Raw genomic sequence first — 17384 nt, forward strand, 5'->3', positions numbered from 1 at the left:
CGACGATGGCGGGGCGGGACAAACCGGGACATCGGCAACCGCCGCACCCTCCACCCCAGCCCGTGCTCGAGGAGCAGACCCTTCTTGCGCGCGTGAACCAAAGCTTGCAAGGCCGTGGGCTTGCAGGCCCCCGACGCCGCGAGTTGCCCGAACAGTACGCGCGTGAGCTCATCGGTTTGCGCGACGAGATTGCCGAGGCGCGCCTCGAGGACGTTCCGGCCCTGGTGGCACAGATGGAACGGCTCCAGGAGGTGGGCGCACGACGCGTGCAGGTGCAGGAACTGCTCGTGGATACGGCTTCCCCTTACTTCGGTCACCTGCGGCTCCGCGAACAGGTCGCGGGCCGCGCCGAGGTGACCCGCGACGTGCTGATCGGCCGCGCCACCTTCATCGATCCCAAGGCGCGGGTGAACATCGTCGATTGGCGAGACGCCCCGGCCAGTCAGCTTTACTACCGCTACGAGGAAGGTGACGACTACGCCGAGACCTTTGGCACCCGCGAGGTCGAGGGTGTGATCGAGGCCCGGCGGACCGTGACGATCACCGAGGGGAAGCTCTTGCGTGTGGCCACGGCCGAGGAGGTCTGGGTGCCCGATGCCACCGCGCCTGCGGGGTGGCGGGTCGAGCCGCCCGAGGTGGCCAGCCTGCAGGGCGGGGAGCTGACGGCCCGCAGGCCGGACGGAACGGGCGTGCTTGGCGCAGGGCCCGGCGGTCAGCAACGCCTGGACCGGCATTTGCCCGAGATCGCGGCGCTCATCGATCCGCGGCAGTTCGAGCTCATCACGAAGCCCTCTTCGGGATTGGTGGTGATTCAAGGGGGTGCGGGCAGTGGGAAGACCACGATCGGCCTTCACCGCATCGCCTACCTCAACTTCAATCACCCCGAGGCGTTTTCTCCGAAGCGCATGCTGGTCGTGACCTTCGGGGCGGCCCTCGCGGCGTACATCAGCCAGGTGCTGCCGGCGCTCGGGGTCGAGGGGGTGCGCGTGGTGACCTTCGGCGCCTGGGCGGTCAACGAACTTGGCAAGTGCCTGCCGGCGCTCGAGTTCAGGCTGGTCGAGGATTCACCTCCCGCCGTCACGCGGGTCAAGAGCCATCCGGCGGTATTGCACGAGCTCGAGCGGCGCACGCGTGAGGCCCTGGCGGATCGGCGCAAGCTGTCTCGCCGGGCCACGCTCGAGCTCTGGGCCGAGCTGATGACCGACAAGCCGGCGCTCCTGCAGCTCCTCACGAGCGACCCGGAGATGCCCTTGCCCGCGGCCGATGTCGAAGCCGCCCACGAGCACATGGGGGTGCGCACGGCGGCCCTGCTCGAGCGAGACGCGTCGGTTCGCCGCGAAGAACGCATCGAGGCGCATCGGCGTGAGCGCTTCGGCGCCCCCGAAGACGACGAGGTTCGGGGCGACGTGGGCGTGGACGGTGAGCGCACCGAGGATCGGAGGGGCCTTCTGGATCTCGAGGATGTCGCCTTGCTCTTGCGCGTGCATCAGTTGCTCCACGGCCCCCGCAAGGAGCTGGCGCATCTGTTCGTCGACGAGGCTCAAGATCTGTCGCCCGTGGAGCTGGCTGTACTGATCGGGGGCGCCTCCAAGCGTCGATCGGTCACGCTGGCCGGAGATACCGCGCAACGCTTGTTCTTGGACAACGGCTTTGGCGATTGGCGTTCGGTGCTGCGGCACCTCGGCCTTGCGCACGTGGCGGTCGAGCCCCTCAGGATTGCGTACCGCTCGACGCGGCAGATCATGCAGCTCGCCCGCCACGCCATGGGCCCCCTGCTTTCGGGTGAGCCTCCTCAGGCCCCTCGGGCAGGCGCCCCGGTGGAGGTGCACAGCTTTACCGGCACAGGCCCCGCGGTGGCCTTTTTGGCCGAAGCGCTCCGCCCGCTTTTCGTACGTGAACCACGGGCCACCGTGGCGTTGCTTGCACGCCACCCCGAGCAGGCCGATCGGTACTTCGAGGGCCTGCGCCGGGCCGAGGTGCCGTCGTTGCGGCGCGTGCGCGCGCAGGAGTTCGCGTTTCGCCCCGGCATCGAGGTCACCGAGATTCGCCAGGTCAAGGGGCTCGAGTTCGACTACGTGGTGATGCTCGACGTGAACGCCACCACCTTCGGGACTGACGACGAGTCCCGACACCTCTTCCACATCGCGGCCACACGGGCCGCTTACCAGCTGTGGCTGCTCGTTACCGACAGGCCCAGCGCCCTCATTCCGGACGCACGAGACCTCCCACCACGCGCACCTTGAACGGGATGTCGTAGCGTTCGAGGACCACCTCCGCCGCCATGAGCATGTCTTTGGCGAGCCCGTGCGGCGGGACCGCACAATCGAGCTCGAAGCGCACCGCCTTGCCGGCGTACTGCGGGTACTGCTCGAGGAAAAATCCATCCGCCACGTACCCCAGATAGCGATCGATTTTTTCCTGGAGCTGGCGCAGCTGCGGCTCACCGTGGCTCCAGTCCCGATCCTCCACCATCAGGAGCACCACGGTGTCTGTCTCGGGATCGACGCGGATGAGGTCGACCACCGTGGGGAAGGCCACGCCGCGGCCGCCGAACTCTTCCTTCAACTGCTCGGGTGTGATGCGTTCCATCGAAGGCTGTAAAGCCTAGCAGCGCCCGGGGGCCCTGCCCACCCGTACGCGCCAGCCACCGCGTGACGTCTCAGGCGCAGCTGTCGCCCTGGGTCGCAAAGGTCGCGGCCGGGGGCGAAGGGGCGCTGGGTGCAGGCGCGGGCGCTTGCCTGGCGGGCGTTCCCACGAGCAAGCGCACGGCGGTGGCCGCGGCCGCGAGTCCGAAGGCAGCGGGCACGAAGGCGATCGAGCCCTCGATCCTGTTGCGGTGTTCGCAGCTGTGCAGGCCGTTGTCGCCGCTGGGGCACACGCAGCGGAAGCCCCCGTCGTCGTAGTCGAGCGCGCGTGGCTCGATGGGCAACTCATCCGAGAACACGGCGTGGATGCCCGTGGGCCGGCTGGCGTCCAGACCGTAGGTGCGCTTGAGCGCCTTGCGGATCGCAGCCGCGAAGGGATCGTTGAAGGTCTCACATAGATCCACCACCCGCACCCGGGTGGGATCCACGCGGGCCGCCGCCCCCATCGACGACACCAAGCGAATGTTGCGCCGGAGGCACGTGACCATGAGGTGCATTTTGGCCGTGATGTTGTCGATGGCGTCCACCACCAGGTCAGGCTCGGGGCAGAGCAGCTGGTCCGCGTTGTTGGCGGCGTAGAAGGCCGCGCGCGGGACGATCTGCGCATCGGGGTTGATGGCGGCCAGCCGTTCGGCCATCACGTTGACCTTGGGTTTGCCCAGCGTGCCCTTCATGGCGTGCAGCTGGCGGTTCGTGTTCGTCACGCAGATGCGGTCGAAGTCCACCAGGAAGACCCGGCCCACCCCCGAGCGTACGAGCGCCTCGGCAGCGTGAGAGCCCACACCGCCGCAGCCGAACACGGTCACGGTCGAGTGGGCGAGGCGGGCAAGCCCCTGGTCTCCCAAAAGGCGGGCGGTGCGGTCGAAACGTCGGTGGGTGGTCACGGCGCCGATTGTAGCGTCTCCGTCGGCCCGCGGCAGCCTGCGGCGGCCAGGGAGGGCAGGGTCAAGCGGACTGTGCCAGTTCGCGGCGCGCAATCTGTGACAGCGCGAGCACGGCCGGATGCTTGATGCGGCGTTCTGCCGAGATCGCGTAGAAGCGCTCCTTGACCTCGTCGGCCTGCCCAAGGAGCTTCACGTCGTACTGCCGCACGATCTCGTCGGCTGCGGCCGTGGGCGCCGCAAAAACCCCCATGCCGTTTTGGGCGAAGACCTTCATGAGCGCGCTGTCGGCGAAATCGGCCACGATGTTCGGGCGCACGCCCTGGGCGTCGAGCCAGTTGTCGAGCGAGCGGCGCAGGGCGGCGCCCTCCATCGGCATGAGCATGGGCGCGCCGTCGAGCGAGCGGGGAAACGTACGCTTCAGCGACTTGGCCAGACCTTCTGCGGCGAAGAAGCTGATCGTGCTTTCGCCCAGCAAGTGGTTGTAGGCCCGCACGGAGACCCCGGGACTGGCGGGCATGTCGGAGAGCACCATGTCGAGCTCGTGCATGGCGAGGCGTGCCAGCAGCCGGTCGGCCGTGTCCTCGTAGCAGTAAAGCCGCACGGGCCCCGAGATCTTCAAGGCCGGCTCGAGCAGCCGGTGCGCGAGCAGCTTGGGCACCATCTCGGCGACACCCACAGCCAGGCGCAACGGACGCCCGGTGGGCAGACCCTTCACCACGTCCTGGAGCTCACGGCCCAGGGTGAAGATTTCGTCGGCGTAGCGGAACACCGTCTGGCCCACTTCGCTCACTCTTACCCCGCGTCCCTCGCGCACCAAAAGCGCCTCGCCAAAATTCTCCTCGAGAGCCCTGATTTGCCCGCTGATCGTGGGCTGTGCCAGGCGCAAGCGTTCGGCCGCCCGGGAGACGCTGCCCTCCTTGACCACGGTCCAAAAGTAGTAGAGGTGGTGGTAGTTGAGCCATTCCATGCGCATGCGTCCTTCCGTCCGGTCAAGCGGCCAGGTGGAGATCGTCGCCGAGCTCGTCCTTGCGCAAGCGGCGCCGCAAGCAGGCGAGTGCCTCTTGCTCGAGCTGCCGGGCGCGCTCGCGGGACATGCCCAGCTCGCGGGCCACTTCGGCCAGAGGGGGTTGGTCGTCGTCGAAGTAGCGCCGCTTCAAGATGTGCTGGAGGCGCGGCGTCAGCGTGCTCAGCAACCTGCGGGTGCAGGCTGCGACCTGCTCCGCGGCGAGCGTGCGCTCGGGCGCGTCGTCAGAGTGCCCCTCCGGCGTCGCTGCGCCCACGTCGTCCGGCAGGGACTCGTGTCCGCGGCTTTCGAGCGCGACCCGCGCGGCCTGCATGGCCTCGGCGCGCATCCAGTGGGCGGCGTACGTGATGAAACGAACCCCGCGGCGCGCGTCGAAGCGGTGGGCGGCTTCCACCGCCCCCATGAGGGCGCCTGCCACCGCCTCCTCGAAAGCCGTGGGATCGTGCCGTAACGACCGTGCCACAAAGAACGCGTAGGGCCGTACGGACGCCACGAGCCGTTCGAGCGCGGCCGGGTCTCGGGTTTCACACCATCGGTTCACGATGGCCAGTTCCTCTTCCGTGGTCATGCGCATGGTTCGAAGATGCCGCGAAGTCGATCGAAAGAAAAAGAGAAAATTAGCGTGACGAATCATCGGTTTTTTCGAATCATTGCGCCGCTCGAAAAACCGATGGATTGCGGACAGCCCTTAGATGCTGGCCGCCCCAAGGGCACGGCGCCGCCGCCGTGAGGACGCACGGGCGCCCCGTCTGGCAGAGGGCCGCTGCGAAAGCCCTGGAGCTTTAGCCGCGCTCGGGCAGCCCGGCCGCCCGGCTGAGCTCGGCGTGGAGGCGCTCGGCTTTTGCAAGCGCGCGCCCCCGGTCGGCGTCCAACACGAGCAGGTGGCCCATCTTGCGGCCCTTGCGCGCGGGAGACTTTCCGTAAAGGTGAAGCCTCACCCCGTCCTCGCGGCAGAGCTCGGCAAAGCGGGGCTCCCCGGCTTGCCACAGGTCCCCGAGCAGGTTCAGCATCACCGCGGGCACGTAGGTCGTGGTGTCGCCCAGCGGCCATCCGGCTATCGCGCGGAGGTGCTGCTCGAACTGGCTGGTGGCCGAGGCCCCCCAGGTAAAGTGGCCGCTGTTGTGCACACGCGGCGCGACCTCGTTGATGAGCAAGCGCCCATCGGCAAGCTCGAACAGCTCCACGGTCAAAAGGCCCACGTAGGCGAACGCATCGGCGAGGGTGCGGGCGATCGCCAGGGCCCGTTCCGCGGTGTCTGCGTTCACCTCGGCCGGCGCCACCGTGGTGTGCAAGATGCCGCTGCGGTGCACGTTCTCGACGATCGGGTAGGCGCGAATGTGTCCCTCGGCGTCACGGCCGAGCGCGATCGAAAGCTCGCGGACGAAAGGCACGAGCGCTTCGAGCACGCAGGGTGACGCCCCGAGCTTCTGCCAGGCGTCCTCCAGCCCGGACGCCTCCGCAAGGCGGGCCTGCCCCAGCCCGTCGTAGCCACCTTCGCGTCGCTTGAGCACGCCGGGGCCCGGCAAGCGGCTTCGGGCCACCGCCAAGCTCTCCGCGTCGTGCACCTCCGCGTACGCCGTTTGCGGCAGCGCGAGGCTCTCGAGAAAGCGGCGTTGCGCGAGCCTGTCCTGAATGTGCGCCAGCACGTCGAGGGAGGGCCACAGGGGCGCCTCCGAAGGCAGGGCGGCGCGCAGGGCCGCCACGGGCACGTGCTCGGTTTCGTAGGTGATGACGTCGCTCGCCTTGGCGAGCGCGCGCAGGCCCTCGACATCGTCGAGAGCTGCCCGTACGTGAACATCGGCCACCGGCGCCGCCGCGGCCTGGGGGGCGGGATCGAGGATGGCCACGCGAAAGCCCATCCGGCGCGCCTCGAGGGCCATCATGCGGCCGAGCTGCCCGCCGCCGATGAAGCCGATCGTGGACCCGGGAGCCAAAGCCGCAGGACCTTTGGGCGCCCCTGGCGCCGCGCTCACAGCGACTCCTGCTGGACCCGTGCGGTTTGCTCTTCGCGGAAGCTTTCGAGCCGCTGCCGCAAGGCGGGGTCGTGCAGCGCCAGGATCTGGATGGCGAGCAGGGCAGCGTTGTGCGCGCCCGCCTCACCGATGGCCAGCGTGCCCACGGGAATGCCCCGTGGCATCTGCACGATCGATAAGAGCGAGTCCACCCCGTTCAGAGTCGAGCTGCGCACCGGCACGCCCAACACGGGCAGCGTGGTCTTCGAGGCCGTCATGCCGGGAAGGTGCGCGGCCCCACCGGCGCCGGCGATGATCACCTCGAGGCCCCGTTCGGCGGCCGTGCGGGCGTAGGTGAAGAGGTCATCGGGGGTCCGGTGCGCCGAAACCACCCGGCACTCGTGCGGCACCTCGAAGCGCGTCAGCACGTCGCTGGCCTCCTTCAAACAGGCCCAGTCGCTTTTGCTGCCCATGATCACCCCGACCCGCGGGGGCGAGGCGCTGTCGTCACGGCTCATCGGTTAATTTGCTCTCGTTGCGTCTACGGGTCGAGCCGGGGGACGCCGGGGGCGCCCACCTGGACGCGCCAGCGCTCGTCCTGCGTGAGCAGGGTCGAGGCGCGCTGCGGATCGGAGGTTACGATCAGCAGCACGTCCCGGCGTTGGAGCCGCAACATAGCCAAAACGACCGCCTCGCGCAAAGCGCTCTCGCCGGGGGTGGGGCGCGTGACCTCGGGACGCTGCCCGAGCGCCGCCAGGGCCAACGCCGCTTCGACCCCAGTTTTCGCCGAGGCCAGCACCACCCGCAGCCGTGCGGCACCGAAGGCCTCCCAGAGCGTCTCGAGCGCCAGGGCGGACACGCTGTCCGGGGTCGCGGTGAACACTTCCGCCGGCGCGCCGACGAGCGGCACATGTGCGAAGCCCAGGGGAAGGAACGGGTCGGGCGGCGCCGGCGCGCAAAGGCGCAGGGAGCTGCCAGCCAGAAGGGGTGGGTTTTGGCTCATGCGCACGACCTCTTCTGGTATGCCGAAGGCCCCCTGCGCGGCACAAACAGATAATTGCAGCGCTTCGCATAGGCCAGGCCAATGGTTCGGCAGGGCGGCTGGAACGATGCCTGTGGTCGGAATTATCTATTGGTTTCGAAACGGCCGCGCAGACACACCTGCACCAGGAAAGCCGTGCGACGCCCCCTCTCTGGCCGAAGGAGGACGTCCGCGGCACTGACCTATCACCCGCACGACGTCACAAGGAGGTTCTCGTGAGACTGGATATTTTCGTGGATTCGGAGCTGCTTCCGCCCGATGCCCGTGACTACCTGGGCCAGCGGCTCCGCCTGGCCCTGGGCATCTACGGGGCCGAGCTCCGCCGCGTCCGCGTCCAGGTGCGCGACGAGAACGAGGGCCCGCAGGGACCCCTCCTGCGCTGTACCCTGCGCGCCTCGGGGCCGCTCGTGGGCGCGCTCACCCTGGACGAGGTAGACGCCAGCTTCACACGGGCCGTCGACCGACTGGCCGACCGGATGGCCCGCACCATGGCCCGCACGCTCGAAAGCAAGCGCATCATGCGGCAGCCCCCACGCCGCATGCGGGCCTGAGGGGCCCACGCAGCCGCTACTTTTCGACGAACGCCTTTTCGATGACGTACTCCCCCATCTCTCCGCTGCTGCCCTCGCCAAACCCCTGGTTTTCCAGCCAGCCCGTGAGATCAGTGAGCATGGCGGGGCTTCCGCACAGCATGACCCGGTCGTGGGCCGGATCGAGGGGTGGCAGCCCCACGTTGGCGCTCAAGGTGCCGCTGGCCAGAAGGTCCGAGATGCGGCCCTGGTTCCGAAACGGCTCCCGGGTGACGGTGGGGTAGTAGACCAGCTGGTTGCGCACCGACTCGCCGATGAGCTCGTGGTTTGGCAGTTCGCTCTCGAGATACTGCCGGTACGCCAGATCGGCCACGCGCCTGACACCGTGGACCAGAATCACTTTCTCGAAGCGTTCGTAGGTCTCGAAGTCGCGGACGATGCTCAAAAAGGGCGCCAGACCCGTGCCGGTGGACAGCAAGTACAGGTTCTTGCCCGGCTTCAGGTTGTCCACGATGAGGGTGCCTGTGGCCTTTTTGCCCACGAGGATGGGATCGCCGGGTTTGACGTGCTGTAGCTTCGAGGTGAGCGCCCCGTCGGGCACCTTGATGCTGTAGAACTCGAGGTGCTCGTCGTAGTTCGCGCTCACCAAGCTGTAGGCCCGCAAAAGGGGGCGCCCTTCGAGCTCCAGGCCCAACAGCACGAAGTGCCCGTTGCGAAACCGCAACCCGGCGCTCCGGGTGGTGGTGAAGCTGAAGAGCGTTTCGTTCCAGTGGTGAACGCTCAGAACGGTTTCCTGATTCACGGCGGCCATGACTTAGGTGTACGGCAGGGAGTGTTTTCGGTAAATCGGGATATTCTGATATCATCGTCCTGTTTTGCCGATATGAGATTCACGCTGCGTCAAGTCGAGGTTTTCCTGGCGGTGGCCCGCTTCGAGTCGGTGAGCCGCGCGGGCGAGGCGCTGCACATGTCGCAGTCGGCGGTGAGCGGGGCGCTTTTGGAGCTCGAGCGCCAGTTCGACGTGCGGCTTTTCGAACGGATCGGCAAGCGCCTGCGGCTATCGGACCGCGGCAAGGCGCTGCGTCCGCAGGCGCAGGCCACGCTGGACCGGGCCCAAGAGCTCGAGGCGGGGCTGTCGAGCCTGGAGCACGTGGGGCCGTTGCGGGTGGGGGCCACGATGACGATTGGGGATCATTTGGCGATTCCCCTGTTGGCGCGTTTTTTACGAACGGGGGAGGGGCCAAGGCCCAGCCTCATCGTGGCGAACACGCAGGAGATCGCGCGTTTGGTGGCGAACTTCGAGATTGACGTGGGCCTCATCGAGGGTGACGTGCACCATCCCGAGCTCAGTGTCTCGCGCTGGCGGGACGATGAGCTGGTGGTGTTCTGTTCACCTTCGCATCCCTACGCGGACAAACGGCGTCTTGGTGACGCTGACCTCTTGGCGGCGGCGTGGGTGGTGCGGGAGCAAGGCTCGGGAACGCGGCAGGCCTTCGACAGGGCGATGCACGGCTTGTCGCTCGACATCCTGCTCGAGCTGCAACATACGGAGGCGTTGCGGGCGGCGGTGGAGGAGGGCCTGGGCCTGGGGTGTCTTTCGGTGTTGGCCGTCGCGGATCATGTGGCGCAGGGCAAGCTCGTGCGTTGTTCCGTGCCCCAGCGGGATCTGCGGCGTCACTTCTCGTTCTTGCTGCACAAAGAAAAGTTTCGCAGCGCCAGCATCGAGCGGCTGATCGCGCTGGCCCGGGACTTGTAGGCGCTGAGCCGGCTTCGTGTTGCAAGCGAAACGCTCGTTCGGTCGGGTGTCGTCGGGGCGTAACCAGGGGCTGCTTTGTCCGTGGGGCTGTGCGTGATCCTGAGCTTGGCACGGTCCCTGCTGTGCCTGAAGAAGCGCGCTGAACCCGGCGTGCTTCAGCAAGGAGACGACATGAGCATACTTTGGATGATCTTGGTGGGTTTGGTCGTAGGCGCGCTCGCGAAGCTGCTGATGCCAGGACGGGATCCGGGCGGCATCATCGTGACGATCCTCATCGGCATTGCAGGTGCCATGATCGCAGGGCTTCTGGGGCGGGCCATGGGCCTTTACCGCTCAGGAGAGACCGCGGGGCTCATCGCTTCCATTCTGGGCGCGATGCTGCTCCTCTTTGCGTACCGCCTGGTCGTACGGCGTCGCGTGCGCACGTAGGGCCCTTCTCCACCGCTGGCGGGTACACCCCCGCCGGCGGTGGGGTGGGGGCCTTCAGGGCTTGGGCACGGGCACGACGATGACGCGCTTGACGCCGCCCACCGTGGCCGTGGTGCCCGCAAGCGGCGTGAGCTTACCGTCGCTGGCGATGGAGAAGACTTTGATCGTACCGGCGTTCTGGTTGGCGACCAGCAGGTGTTTGCCCGTGGGAGCGACCGTGAAATTTCGGGGATTTGCGATGTTTTGCGTGGCCTTGGTGACCTCGGTGAGCGCACCGGTGTCTTGGTTGATGCTGAAGCCATAGATGGTGTTGGTGGTGCGGCCGCCGGCGTAAACGAACTTACCATCGGGTGTGACCTCGATGTGCGACCCTGCGTTCTCTCCTGCCAAGCTGACGGATTTTGGGTTCTGCAACTTACCGGAAGCGGCGTCGTAGGCGAACGACACCACGGTCGACATGTTTTCGTTCACCAGGAAGGCGAACTTGCCGCTGGGGTGGAACGCGATGTGACGGGGGTCCACTGAGTCGACAGAGTCGGGCGTGTTTTTCGTGAGCTTGCCCGTCGTTTCGTTGAAAAGGAACTGATAGACCTTGTTGGGTCCACGGCAGGGGACGAACACGCCCTTGCCGGAAGGGTCAGGCATGATCTGGTGTGACTCGGCGCCGGTGGGCTGGGTATCCGTAGGGTCCCCGAGATCGCCGTCAGCGTCCTCAAGGGGAAACACGCGGACGTTTGCACCGTTGTAGTTCGACACGAACAGCCACTTCCCGGAGGGGTGCACGTGCGAATGGACGGCCAGGGCGCCGTCCGTGGGCTTACTGCTCTGGGCCGTCAGCTGTCCCGTACCCCGTGCGATCTTCAAGGCCGTGACGGTCCCGGTGGATGACTCGTTCGTTGCGTAAAGGTTCGTACCGCCAGGCCGGGCCGAAAGGTATGTGGTGTTGCCGCTCAGGGCGGTGACACCCAGGCTCGTCAGCATTCCCGTCTCTGCATTGAAGCTGAATCTTTCGATACTTCCTCCACCGCTCGTGTACACGAAGTAGTCCATTGCCATAGGCGTTCCTCCCATCCCTCCCATCGCGGCGCCACCGGCGCCCGCGCTTCCCCCCGAGCCTCCCCCGGCCGTACCTCCGCTGCCTCCCATGCTGCCTCCCTGTCCTCCGTTGCCACCTGCACCCTCGGCCTTGCCGCCGGCACCGCCGCTGGGCTCACTGCCGCCGCTGCCGCCATTGCCGCCGCTTTTACCGGCCGCACCGCCGCCGCTTTGACCACCGCCGCCACGCCCTCCTTCCCCTGCGCCTCCTTCACCGTCCTCGTCATCGGTGTCCGAGGACTCATCGGACTTACAGGCAGATGGCAAGGCAAGGCCCGTGAGCAAAACACCCGCGACCACCAAGCGAACTCTAGCGATCGACTCAATACCGCACAGCATCTCGGGATCCTACATCGAGGCAGGGTGGGTGTGCACTCGAAACCGGGCAACTCGGATCCTTGCCGCCGAGTGAGCGTGATTGCCGTGCGTCAACCCGCAGCTTCCGTGGCACGCGGCGTGCTTCGAAAACCAAGGCCAAAGGAAGGTCGCGCAGGCGTAAGTGGAAAAGACAGACGTGGGAGCCCCACCCGGAGCGCGCGCGACCGATCACGCCCTTGGCGCACGCTGGGGCTCGGTCGCGGTGACGGGCCTCTTCGTCTTGGTCTGCCTTTACACGCTCTACTTCGCCCAGGTGTTTCTCATCCCGGTGTGCGTGGCCGCGCTCGTGGCGCTGAGCCTTGCCCCGGTGGTGCGCGCTCTCATGCGCTATCGGGTGCCGCGCACCCTGGCGGCAGGGTTGGTCTGCGCGGCCTTGGTGGCCCTGACTTACCTCGGCGTCCAGAGCCTCTCGGGCCCCGCCACTACCTTTGTCGAAAGAGCCCCCGTGACCTTGCGCAAGGTCCAGCGGCGGCTGGGTCAAGTGTCACGCCCGCTCGAGAAGGTGTCCGAGTTCACGGAACGCGTCACGCAGCTCATGTCTCCGGGGCGCAAGCTGAAGGTCGAGACCAGCAGCGTGGAAGAACGCTTGCTCACGCGGGCGACTGCCTTTGCGTCTTCGGTGATGGTGGTGCTCATCCTCATCTTCTTCATGCTTTCCACGGGCAAAGATCTCTTGCGCCGGGTCGTGACGCTGCTGCCGAACATGACCAACAAAAAACGTGTGGTGGCGATCGTGCAGCGGCTCGGCACGGACGTGTCGCGCTACCTCATCACCATCGCGGGCATCAACTTGCTGTTGGGGGGCGTCGTGGCCGTATCCCTGTGGTGGCTCGACATGCCCACGCCGCTTTTGTGGGGCGCCATGGCGTTCTCGTTCAACTTCATCCCCTACCTTGGCGCTTTGGCGGGTGTCGTGGTGGTGGCCGCGGTCTCGCTCGTCACCTTTCCTGCGTTCAGCGACGCCCTCCTGCCCCCGGCCGTTTACCTCACCCTGACCAGCCTGGAGGGCATGGTGATCACGCCTTCGGTGTTGGGGCGTCGTTTGCCCGTGGGGCCGCTGGCCCTCGTGCTGGGTCTCCTGTTTTGGGGCTGGCTTTGGGGCATCGTGGGCGCCTTCGTCGCGGTGCCCCTCATGGCCGCCACGAAGATCGTATGCGACCGCTTTCACCGCACCCGCTGGGTGGGCGCTCTTCTTGGCACGGCGAACGGGCGAGGGTGACGGGATGACGTGACGGTTTGGAAATTGAGGGCCGTCAGCTCGCAGCGAACAGGGTCCGCGGAAAGGAGCCAGCCCGTGAAGAGGCATTTGACGGCAAGGTCGTCGGTAGCCTGCGAAGCGTCAGAAATGTCAATGTTTACGGGCACTTAATCTTTTGATGGGCATTTGACGGGAGAGGTCCCAGGGTTGAACCTTGCAGCGTTTTTCTTTGTTTTTCCATGGACTTGCGCTTTTGACGGGCAATTGATGGTCGAGCGCCCGGAGACCCTATGCTGACCTCGCTCGAGGTCGAGAACTTCAAGCGCATCAGGGGACGCCAGCGCTTCATTTCGCAGCTCAGGTCGTGGAGCTGGACTAGGGGACACCGGTATCTGCCCTGGTCGCCTGACCCGCCCGCCGGGCACCTTGCGCGGATTGTGATAGGTGCGGCACAGGTGGGCCCCAAGCAGACCCTTGTGTCGGGACGCGATTTGTCGGAACTGACACTTGAGGGTCGGCGGCCTCTGCGGTTGGGTTGTTCAGGCCATCCCCCAGCTCGCAAGATCGATCCCCCGTTTCGCGAAATCGATCTCCCGCCGTGGTGCCGCCCATGTCGCCGTCACTTGATCTCATCGAATCTCTACTGCGAGCCCATGGCCCCCTTTGGACGAACGGCAAAGCTCACATAACGGTGATCGCCGGCGTGGACCGGGTCGCCAGACGGATTCTGGTCTACGACCTTGGCCGCCCGACATAGGAGGGGTTGAGTGGCGGCCTTTCGCCACTTACTATTCCAGTGGGGCAGCGGGGGCCGACACGGGCGCAGATGTACAGGCAACATTTCTATATTTGCCATAGCCATGCCTGACACTCGAATGAGGCGATTCGTATTTCTTTGGCTTGCCATGTTGAGCATCTTTAGCTGCAACAGAGACAAGCGAGACCATGTGCAGGCGCCTGTAAAGCACTTAGAAGCTAGGAGCAACGATATGGGGAACACCGAACTGCCAGCAGGGGTACCTATAGAACCAGGCGTATCCATCGGAAAGGTGTCTTTGGGACAAGCAGTAGAAAGTCTGCCTGGACCGGAGAAGCAGGAGAACGGGACCGTCACAGTTCCACCTGGCATCTCAGCTTCAATCAAAGATGGACTCGTCGTCGACATTTGGCTCGAAGACATTCGAGCATTGGCCATGCCGGTCATCATTGCCGGCGTAACGATTCCCCCGGATGCACCCCTGGAGCGAATCAAGGAACTTCTAGGTCCCTGCCAGGAAGTGCCCGTCAAAGGTGGCATGTTCTTCAACTGCAAGGCTGGCGTGGCCATCGGAACCGATTTCCTGGGAGAAGGGCGGTTCGTACAAGTCAGGGTCGGGCCGCGCTGAGGCCGCCGGTGGGGAGCGTATCCAACGGCATCTCGGACCCACGGCTTTTGTGAAGTTCTGCGGTTGCAACGACCCATGAGGGGCCTGTGCGCTTTCCTTCTGCTTTGCGCGCTCGTCACCTGCTTCAAGCGCGAAGGTCCGAGAGAATCCGTACCGCACGCCCCTCTCGCCCGCGGTGACGCTGCCAGCGACATTGAAGCAGCTCATTCGCCAGATCTACCGGACTGTGTCGATGCCGATCTCAGAGCTGCCATCCTCGGGGCCGACGTCGAAGCCGTGCGGCGTTCTTTGCAGCGGCAGGCTCCGTCGTTCGATGCATGCGCGGGAGGTCCGCTCGTTCACTTGGCTTTGCGAGGAGAGATCCCGGATGCGGACCTGGGAGGCGCCAAAGGGGTCCGGGAGCGGGCGCATTTTCACGATCGCCAGGAGCGCAGGCTGAAAATCGGTTTGCTCCTACTCGAGGCAGGCGCACCCGTTGATCAGCGCGACGAGGCCGACAACTCCGCGCTTCACGCCGCGATGACCTTTGCGCCTGGCCATACGGATTCGCTTCGCCTGATCGTGCGGGCGTTGCTCCAGCGAGGTGCGCGGCCTTCGCTCGTCAACGGCAGAGGGCTGACGCCGCTCGAGTTGGCCCAGCGCTGGTCTCGGGAGAACGCAGCGCTCCTGCGGGAGGAGCTTGATGCAGTTGGCAGGCGATGAGATCGGGACACCGCCGGGAAGCCTGTGCCCGACCCAACGTTTTCGCGCCCATGGCCCGCCCGCCCCCGGGGGCGACGCCGAGGAGGACGACGCCAGGGGACACGCGGCTGCCCGGCCGACGGATGCGCCGGGGCAGGGTGGCACCCCTGTGCCTGCGGCGTGACAGGGATGCGAGGGGACAGCCAAGGAGGCGAGTCGACTTACGTTATTTGACAGAATGCGCCATTTCGGACAGCGTTGGCGGATGGGAACGTTTCGCTGGGACTTCCGCTGCGAACCTCTCTTGCCGCCGAATCCGCGCTAAAGAGCCCTTGGCCGGCGCCACTCCCGGCCGGCGCCTCCCCAAAGACCAAAAAAGGAAAGCTCAGTGCTTGAGTCGATGCACCTAAAGAACGTGGGACCGGCGCCGGACATGAGAATGAACCTGGCCCCCAGGTTGAACCTCATCACGGGCGACAACGGTCTTGGAAAGAGCTTCTTGCTCGACGTCGCATGGTGGGCGCTGACTCGTAAGTGGCCACAAGACCTCAACGCGAATCTCACCTCAGGCTACGCAGCCCGCCCGATAGACCCTACAAAGGCGGCCACCATCGAGTTTGGGCTCAAGAGCAAGACCGGAAACGTCAACTACCAAAGCCCCTATGTTCCCGTGGAGCAAGCGTGGAAGGGGAAAGCCGGACGGCCCTGGAATCCCGGACTCGTCATCTATGCCCTCGCGGACGGCGGTTTCGCTGTATGGGACCCTGCCAGAAACTACTGGAAGAAGCAGGGAAACATCGACGTTCAGGAGCGCTTGCCCGCGTATGTCTTCAGCTCGAAAGAGGTTTGGGACGGTCTCCGCGTACCTATCGATGGGAAATTGACCCTCGTGAGCAACGGTCTCGTTGCAGACTGGGCTTCATGGATTCGGGAAGGCAAAGACGACGCCAGGCGAATGGCGGCCGTTCTGGCGCTCCTCGCTCCGTCGGTTGGCAACGAAACGCTCAAGGCAGGCTCGCACTTCGCTCGGCTTTCAGTGAACGATGCCCGCGACATTCCGACGGTCCATATGGGCTATGGGCAGGATGTTCCGATCCTTTACGCATCGCTGGGCGTGCGCCGGATCGCCGCTCTCGCGTACATGCTCTCTTGGGCATGGCGGGAGCATATCGTTGCATCTCACCAGCTGGGGCAGGAACCTTCCTCGCGCGTCGTGATGCTCTTTGACGAGGTCGAGGCGCACCTCCATCCACGGTGGCAGCGGGCCGTCGTCCCTGCCCTCCTGAACGTCGTGCAGGCGCTTACTGACTACGAGCATGCTTCGGTGCAGCTCATCGCAGCGACTCATTCCCCGCTGGTTCTGGCCTCGATGGAGCCCTTGTTCGATTCCGAAAGGGACAAGCTGTTCGTCCTCGACATGGAAGAACGTTTGGTCACTCTCCGCGAAATGGTGTGGGCCATGCAGGGCGATGTCATCAACTGGCTCGTGTCCGAGAGCTTCGGTCTACTACAGGCGCGTTCGATCGAGGCCGAAAGAGCTGTCGAGGCTGCGGAAGCATGGATGCGCGGTGATGCGGCCTCTCTGCCCCCAGCATTGTCGACGAAGGAATCGATCCACGATGAACTACAGCGTGTGCTTGCGGGGCACGATCCCTTCTGGCCCCGTTGGATCGTCAAATACGAGAAGTCGGGAGGGCGGCCGTGATTCGGTTCGAGCCGTGCCCAAAACCAGCCACCTTCAAGGACCTGGTCGAAATCCCAGGGACGACATGGCTCGAGACGAACGCCACAGGGCGCCCTCCCGCGCATTGGAGGCACATACGAAACGATCTTGCCGAGGCCTTTTGCGATCTGTGCGCCTACAGCGCAATGTTCGAGCCCGTTGGCACCGTTGACCACTTCATCAGCGTGTCAGAAGACCGACGCAAGGCGTACGATTGGTCGAACTATCGCTTCGCGGCAGGCTGGATCAATTCAAGCAAGCAGTCGCTCAAGTCAACGCAGGTCATCGATCCGTTCGAGGTCGTGAACGAGTGGTTCGAGGTGCAGCTGCCTTCAATGCAGCTTGTCCTCACGCGGAACGTGCCGGCCCATGAGAAGAAGCGGGCCGAGTTCGTTCTCGAGCGATTGCACCTGGGCCATGATGAGCGTGTCGTTCGACAACGCCGCGAGTGGTACCGCATGTTCCAGGAGGGAGAGATCGGCATCGAGGCGCTGAGGAAGAAGGCGCCGCTGATCGCGGCTGCCGTTGCGAAGCAGGAATCTGCCTCGTGAATATGGTTCGCGACCACCGGTAAAATTGTCGAACTCAACCCGGCAGCTTTGCGCCCCTCTTTCCCAATTGTTCGTAACCGCTCGCTCACAAGAGGCGGTACGGCCCTTCGA

General features: G+C 65.5%; 18 protein-coding genes. 9 read left to right on the forward strand and 9 right to left on the reverse strand.

Annotation, left to right across the window (positions count from 1 at the left end):
- Positions 1–5: 5 nt before the first annotated feature.
- The gene (locus tag KA712_05650; protein MCG5052424.1) at positions 6–2243 is read left to right on the forward strand and encodes an AAA family ATPase; all 2238 of its coding nucleotides are present in this window, start codon (positions 6–8) and stop codon (positions 2241–2243) included.
- On the opposite strand, the gene KA712_05655 is transcribed toward KA712_05650, so the two are convergent.
- The 7 genes from KA712_05655 to KA712_05685 form a co-directional block, all read right to left on the reverse strand.
- Entirely contained in the window at positions 2203–2589 is a 387-nt protein-coding gene (locus KA712_05655) for a flagellar brake protein (GenBank protein MCG5052425.1), read from the reverse strand. The genes KA712_05650 and KA712_05655 overlap by 41 nt on opposite strands.
- A gap of 70 nt (positions 2590–2659) precedes the next feature.
- Positions 2660–3490, reverse strand: a complete 831-nt coding sequence (locus KA712_05660) for a tRNA threonylcarbamoyladenosine dehydratase (GenBank protein ID MCG5052426.1) — start codon at positions 3488–3490, stop codon at positions 2660–2662.
- Positions 3491–3590: 100 nt separating this feature from the next.
- Positions 3591–4496: a transcriptional activator NhaR gene (gene nhaR, locus KA712_05665; GenBank protein ID MCG5052427.1), complete on the reverse strand. Its 906-nt coding sequence runs from the start codon at positions 4494–4496 to the stop codon at positions 3591–3593.
- Between the two features lie 22 nt (positions 4497–4518).
- On the reverse strand, positions 4519–5127 hold the full coding sequence (locus KA712_05670; GenBank protein ID MCG5052428.1) for a sigma-70 family RNA polymerase sigma factor: 609 nt from the start codon (positions 5125–5127) through the stop codon (positions 4519–4521).
- Positions 5128–5335: 208 nt separating this feature from the next.
- Complete coding sequence (locus tag KA712_05675) at positions 5336–6487, reverse strand: 5-(carboxyamino)imidazole ribonucleotide synthase (GenBank protein ID MCG5052429.1); 1152 nt, start codon at positions 6485–6487, stop codon at positions 5336–5338.
- 35 nt (positions 6488–6522) lie between these two features.
- Complete coding sequence (gene purE / locus KA712_05680; GenBank protein ID MCG5052430.1) at positions 6523–6978, reverse strand: 5-(carboxyamino)imidazole ribonucleotide mutase; 456 nt, start codon at positions 6976–6978, stop codon at positions 6523–6525.
- Between the two features lie 68 nt (positions 6979–7046).
- Entirely contained in the window at positions 7047–7508 is a 462-nt protein-coding gene (locus tag KA712_05685) for a hypothetical protein (protein ID MCG5052431.1), read from the reverse strand.
- 254 nt (positions 7509–7762) lie between these two features.
- On the opposite strand from KA712_05685, the gene KA712_05690 reads away from it, so the two are divergent.
- A complete protein-coding gene (locus KA712_05690) occupies positions 7763–8098 on the forward strand; it encodes a hypothetical protein (GenBank protein ID MCG5052432.1) in 336 nt (111 codons plus the stop codon).
- A gap of 16 nt (positions 8099–8114) precedes the next feature.
- Here KA712_05690 and KA712_05695 read toward each other — a convergent pair whose 3' ends face one another.
- Positions 8115–8888: a ferredoxin--NADP reductase gene (locus tag KA712_05695; GenBank protein MCG5052433.1), complete on the reverse strand. Its 774-nt coding sequence runs from the start codon at positions 8886–8888 to the stop codon at positions 8115–8117.
- 72 nt (positions 8889–8960) lie between these two features.
- On the opposite strand from KA712_05695, the gene KA712_05700 reads away from it, so the two are divergent.
- Positions 8961–9833: a LysR family transcriptional regulator gene (locus KA712_05700; protein ID MCG5052434.1), complete on the forward strand. Its 873-nt coding sequence runs from the start codon at positions 8961–8963 to the stop codon at positions 9831–9833.
- Between the two features lie 171 nt (positions 9834–10004).
- A complete protein-coding gene (locus KA712_05705; protein MCG5052435.1) occupies positions 10005–10262 on the forward strand; it encodes a GlsB/YeaQ/YmgE family stress response membrane protein in 258 nt (85 codons plus the stop codon).
- Positions 10263–10316: 54 nt separating this feature from the next.
- Here the strand turns inward: KA712_05705 and KA712_05710 are convergent, their stop codons facing one another.
- Entirely contained in the window at positions 10317–11696 is a 1380-nt protein-coding gene (locus tag KA712_05710) for a lactonase family protein (GenBank protein ID MCG5052436.1), read from the reverse strand.
- A gap of 175 nt (positions 11697–11871) precedes the next feature.
- On the opposite strand from KA712_05710, the gene KA712_05715 reads away from it, so the two are divergent.
- The 5 genes from KA712_05715 to KA712_05735 all read left to right on the forward strand — a co-directional run bounded on the left by KA712_05715 (position 11872) and on the right by KA712_05735 (position 17273).
- Positions 11872–12954 carry an AI-2E family transporter gene (locus KA712_05715; GenBank protein ID MCG5052437.1) on the forward strand — a complete coding sequence of 361 codons (1083 nt, stop codon included), beginning with the start codon at positions 11872–11874 and terminating at the stop codon, positions 12952–12954.
- 884 nt (positions 12955–13838) lie between these two features.
- Positions 13839–14318: a hypothetical protein gene (locus tag KA712_05720; protein MCG5052438.1), complete on the forward strand. Its 480-nt coding sequence runs from the start codon at positions 13839–13841 to the stop codon at positions 14316–14318.
- A 75-nt stretch (positions 14319–14393) separates the two neighbouring features.
- A complete protein-coding gene (locus KA712_05725; GenBank protein MCG5052439.1) occupies positions 14394–15020 on the forward strand; it encodes a hypothetical protein in 627 nt (208 codons plus the stop codon).
- A 379-nt stretch (positions 15021–15399) separates the two neighbouring features.
- Positions 15400–16704 (forward strand): ATP-binding protein, encoded by a 1305-nt coding sequence (locus KA712_05730; GenBank protein ID MCG5052440.1) that lies wholly within the window; start codon positions 15400–15402, stop codon positions 16702–16704.
- Positions 16701–17273, forward strand: a complete 573-nt coding sequence (locus tag KA712_05735) for a hypothetical protein (GenBank protein MCG5052441.1) — start codon at positions 16701–16703, stop codon at positions 17271–17273. The genes KA712_05730 and KA712_05735 overlap by 4 nt, the downstream gene beginning before the upstream one ends.
- Positions 17274–17384: the final 111 nt, after the last annotated feature.

The sequence above is a fragment of the Myxococcales bacterium genome (assembly GCA_022184915.1).
Classification (GTDB): Bacteria; Myxococcota_A; Polyangia; order Fen-1088; family Fen-1088; genus JAGTJU01.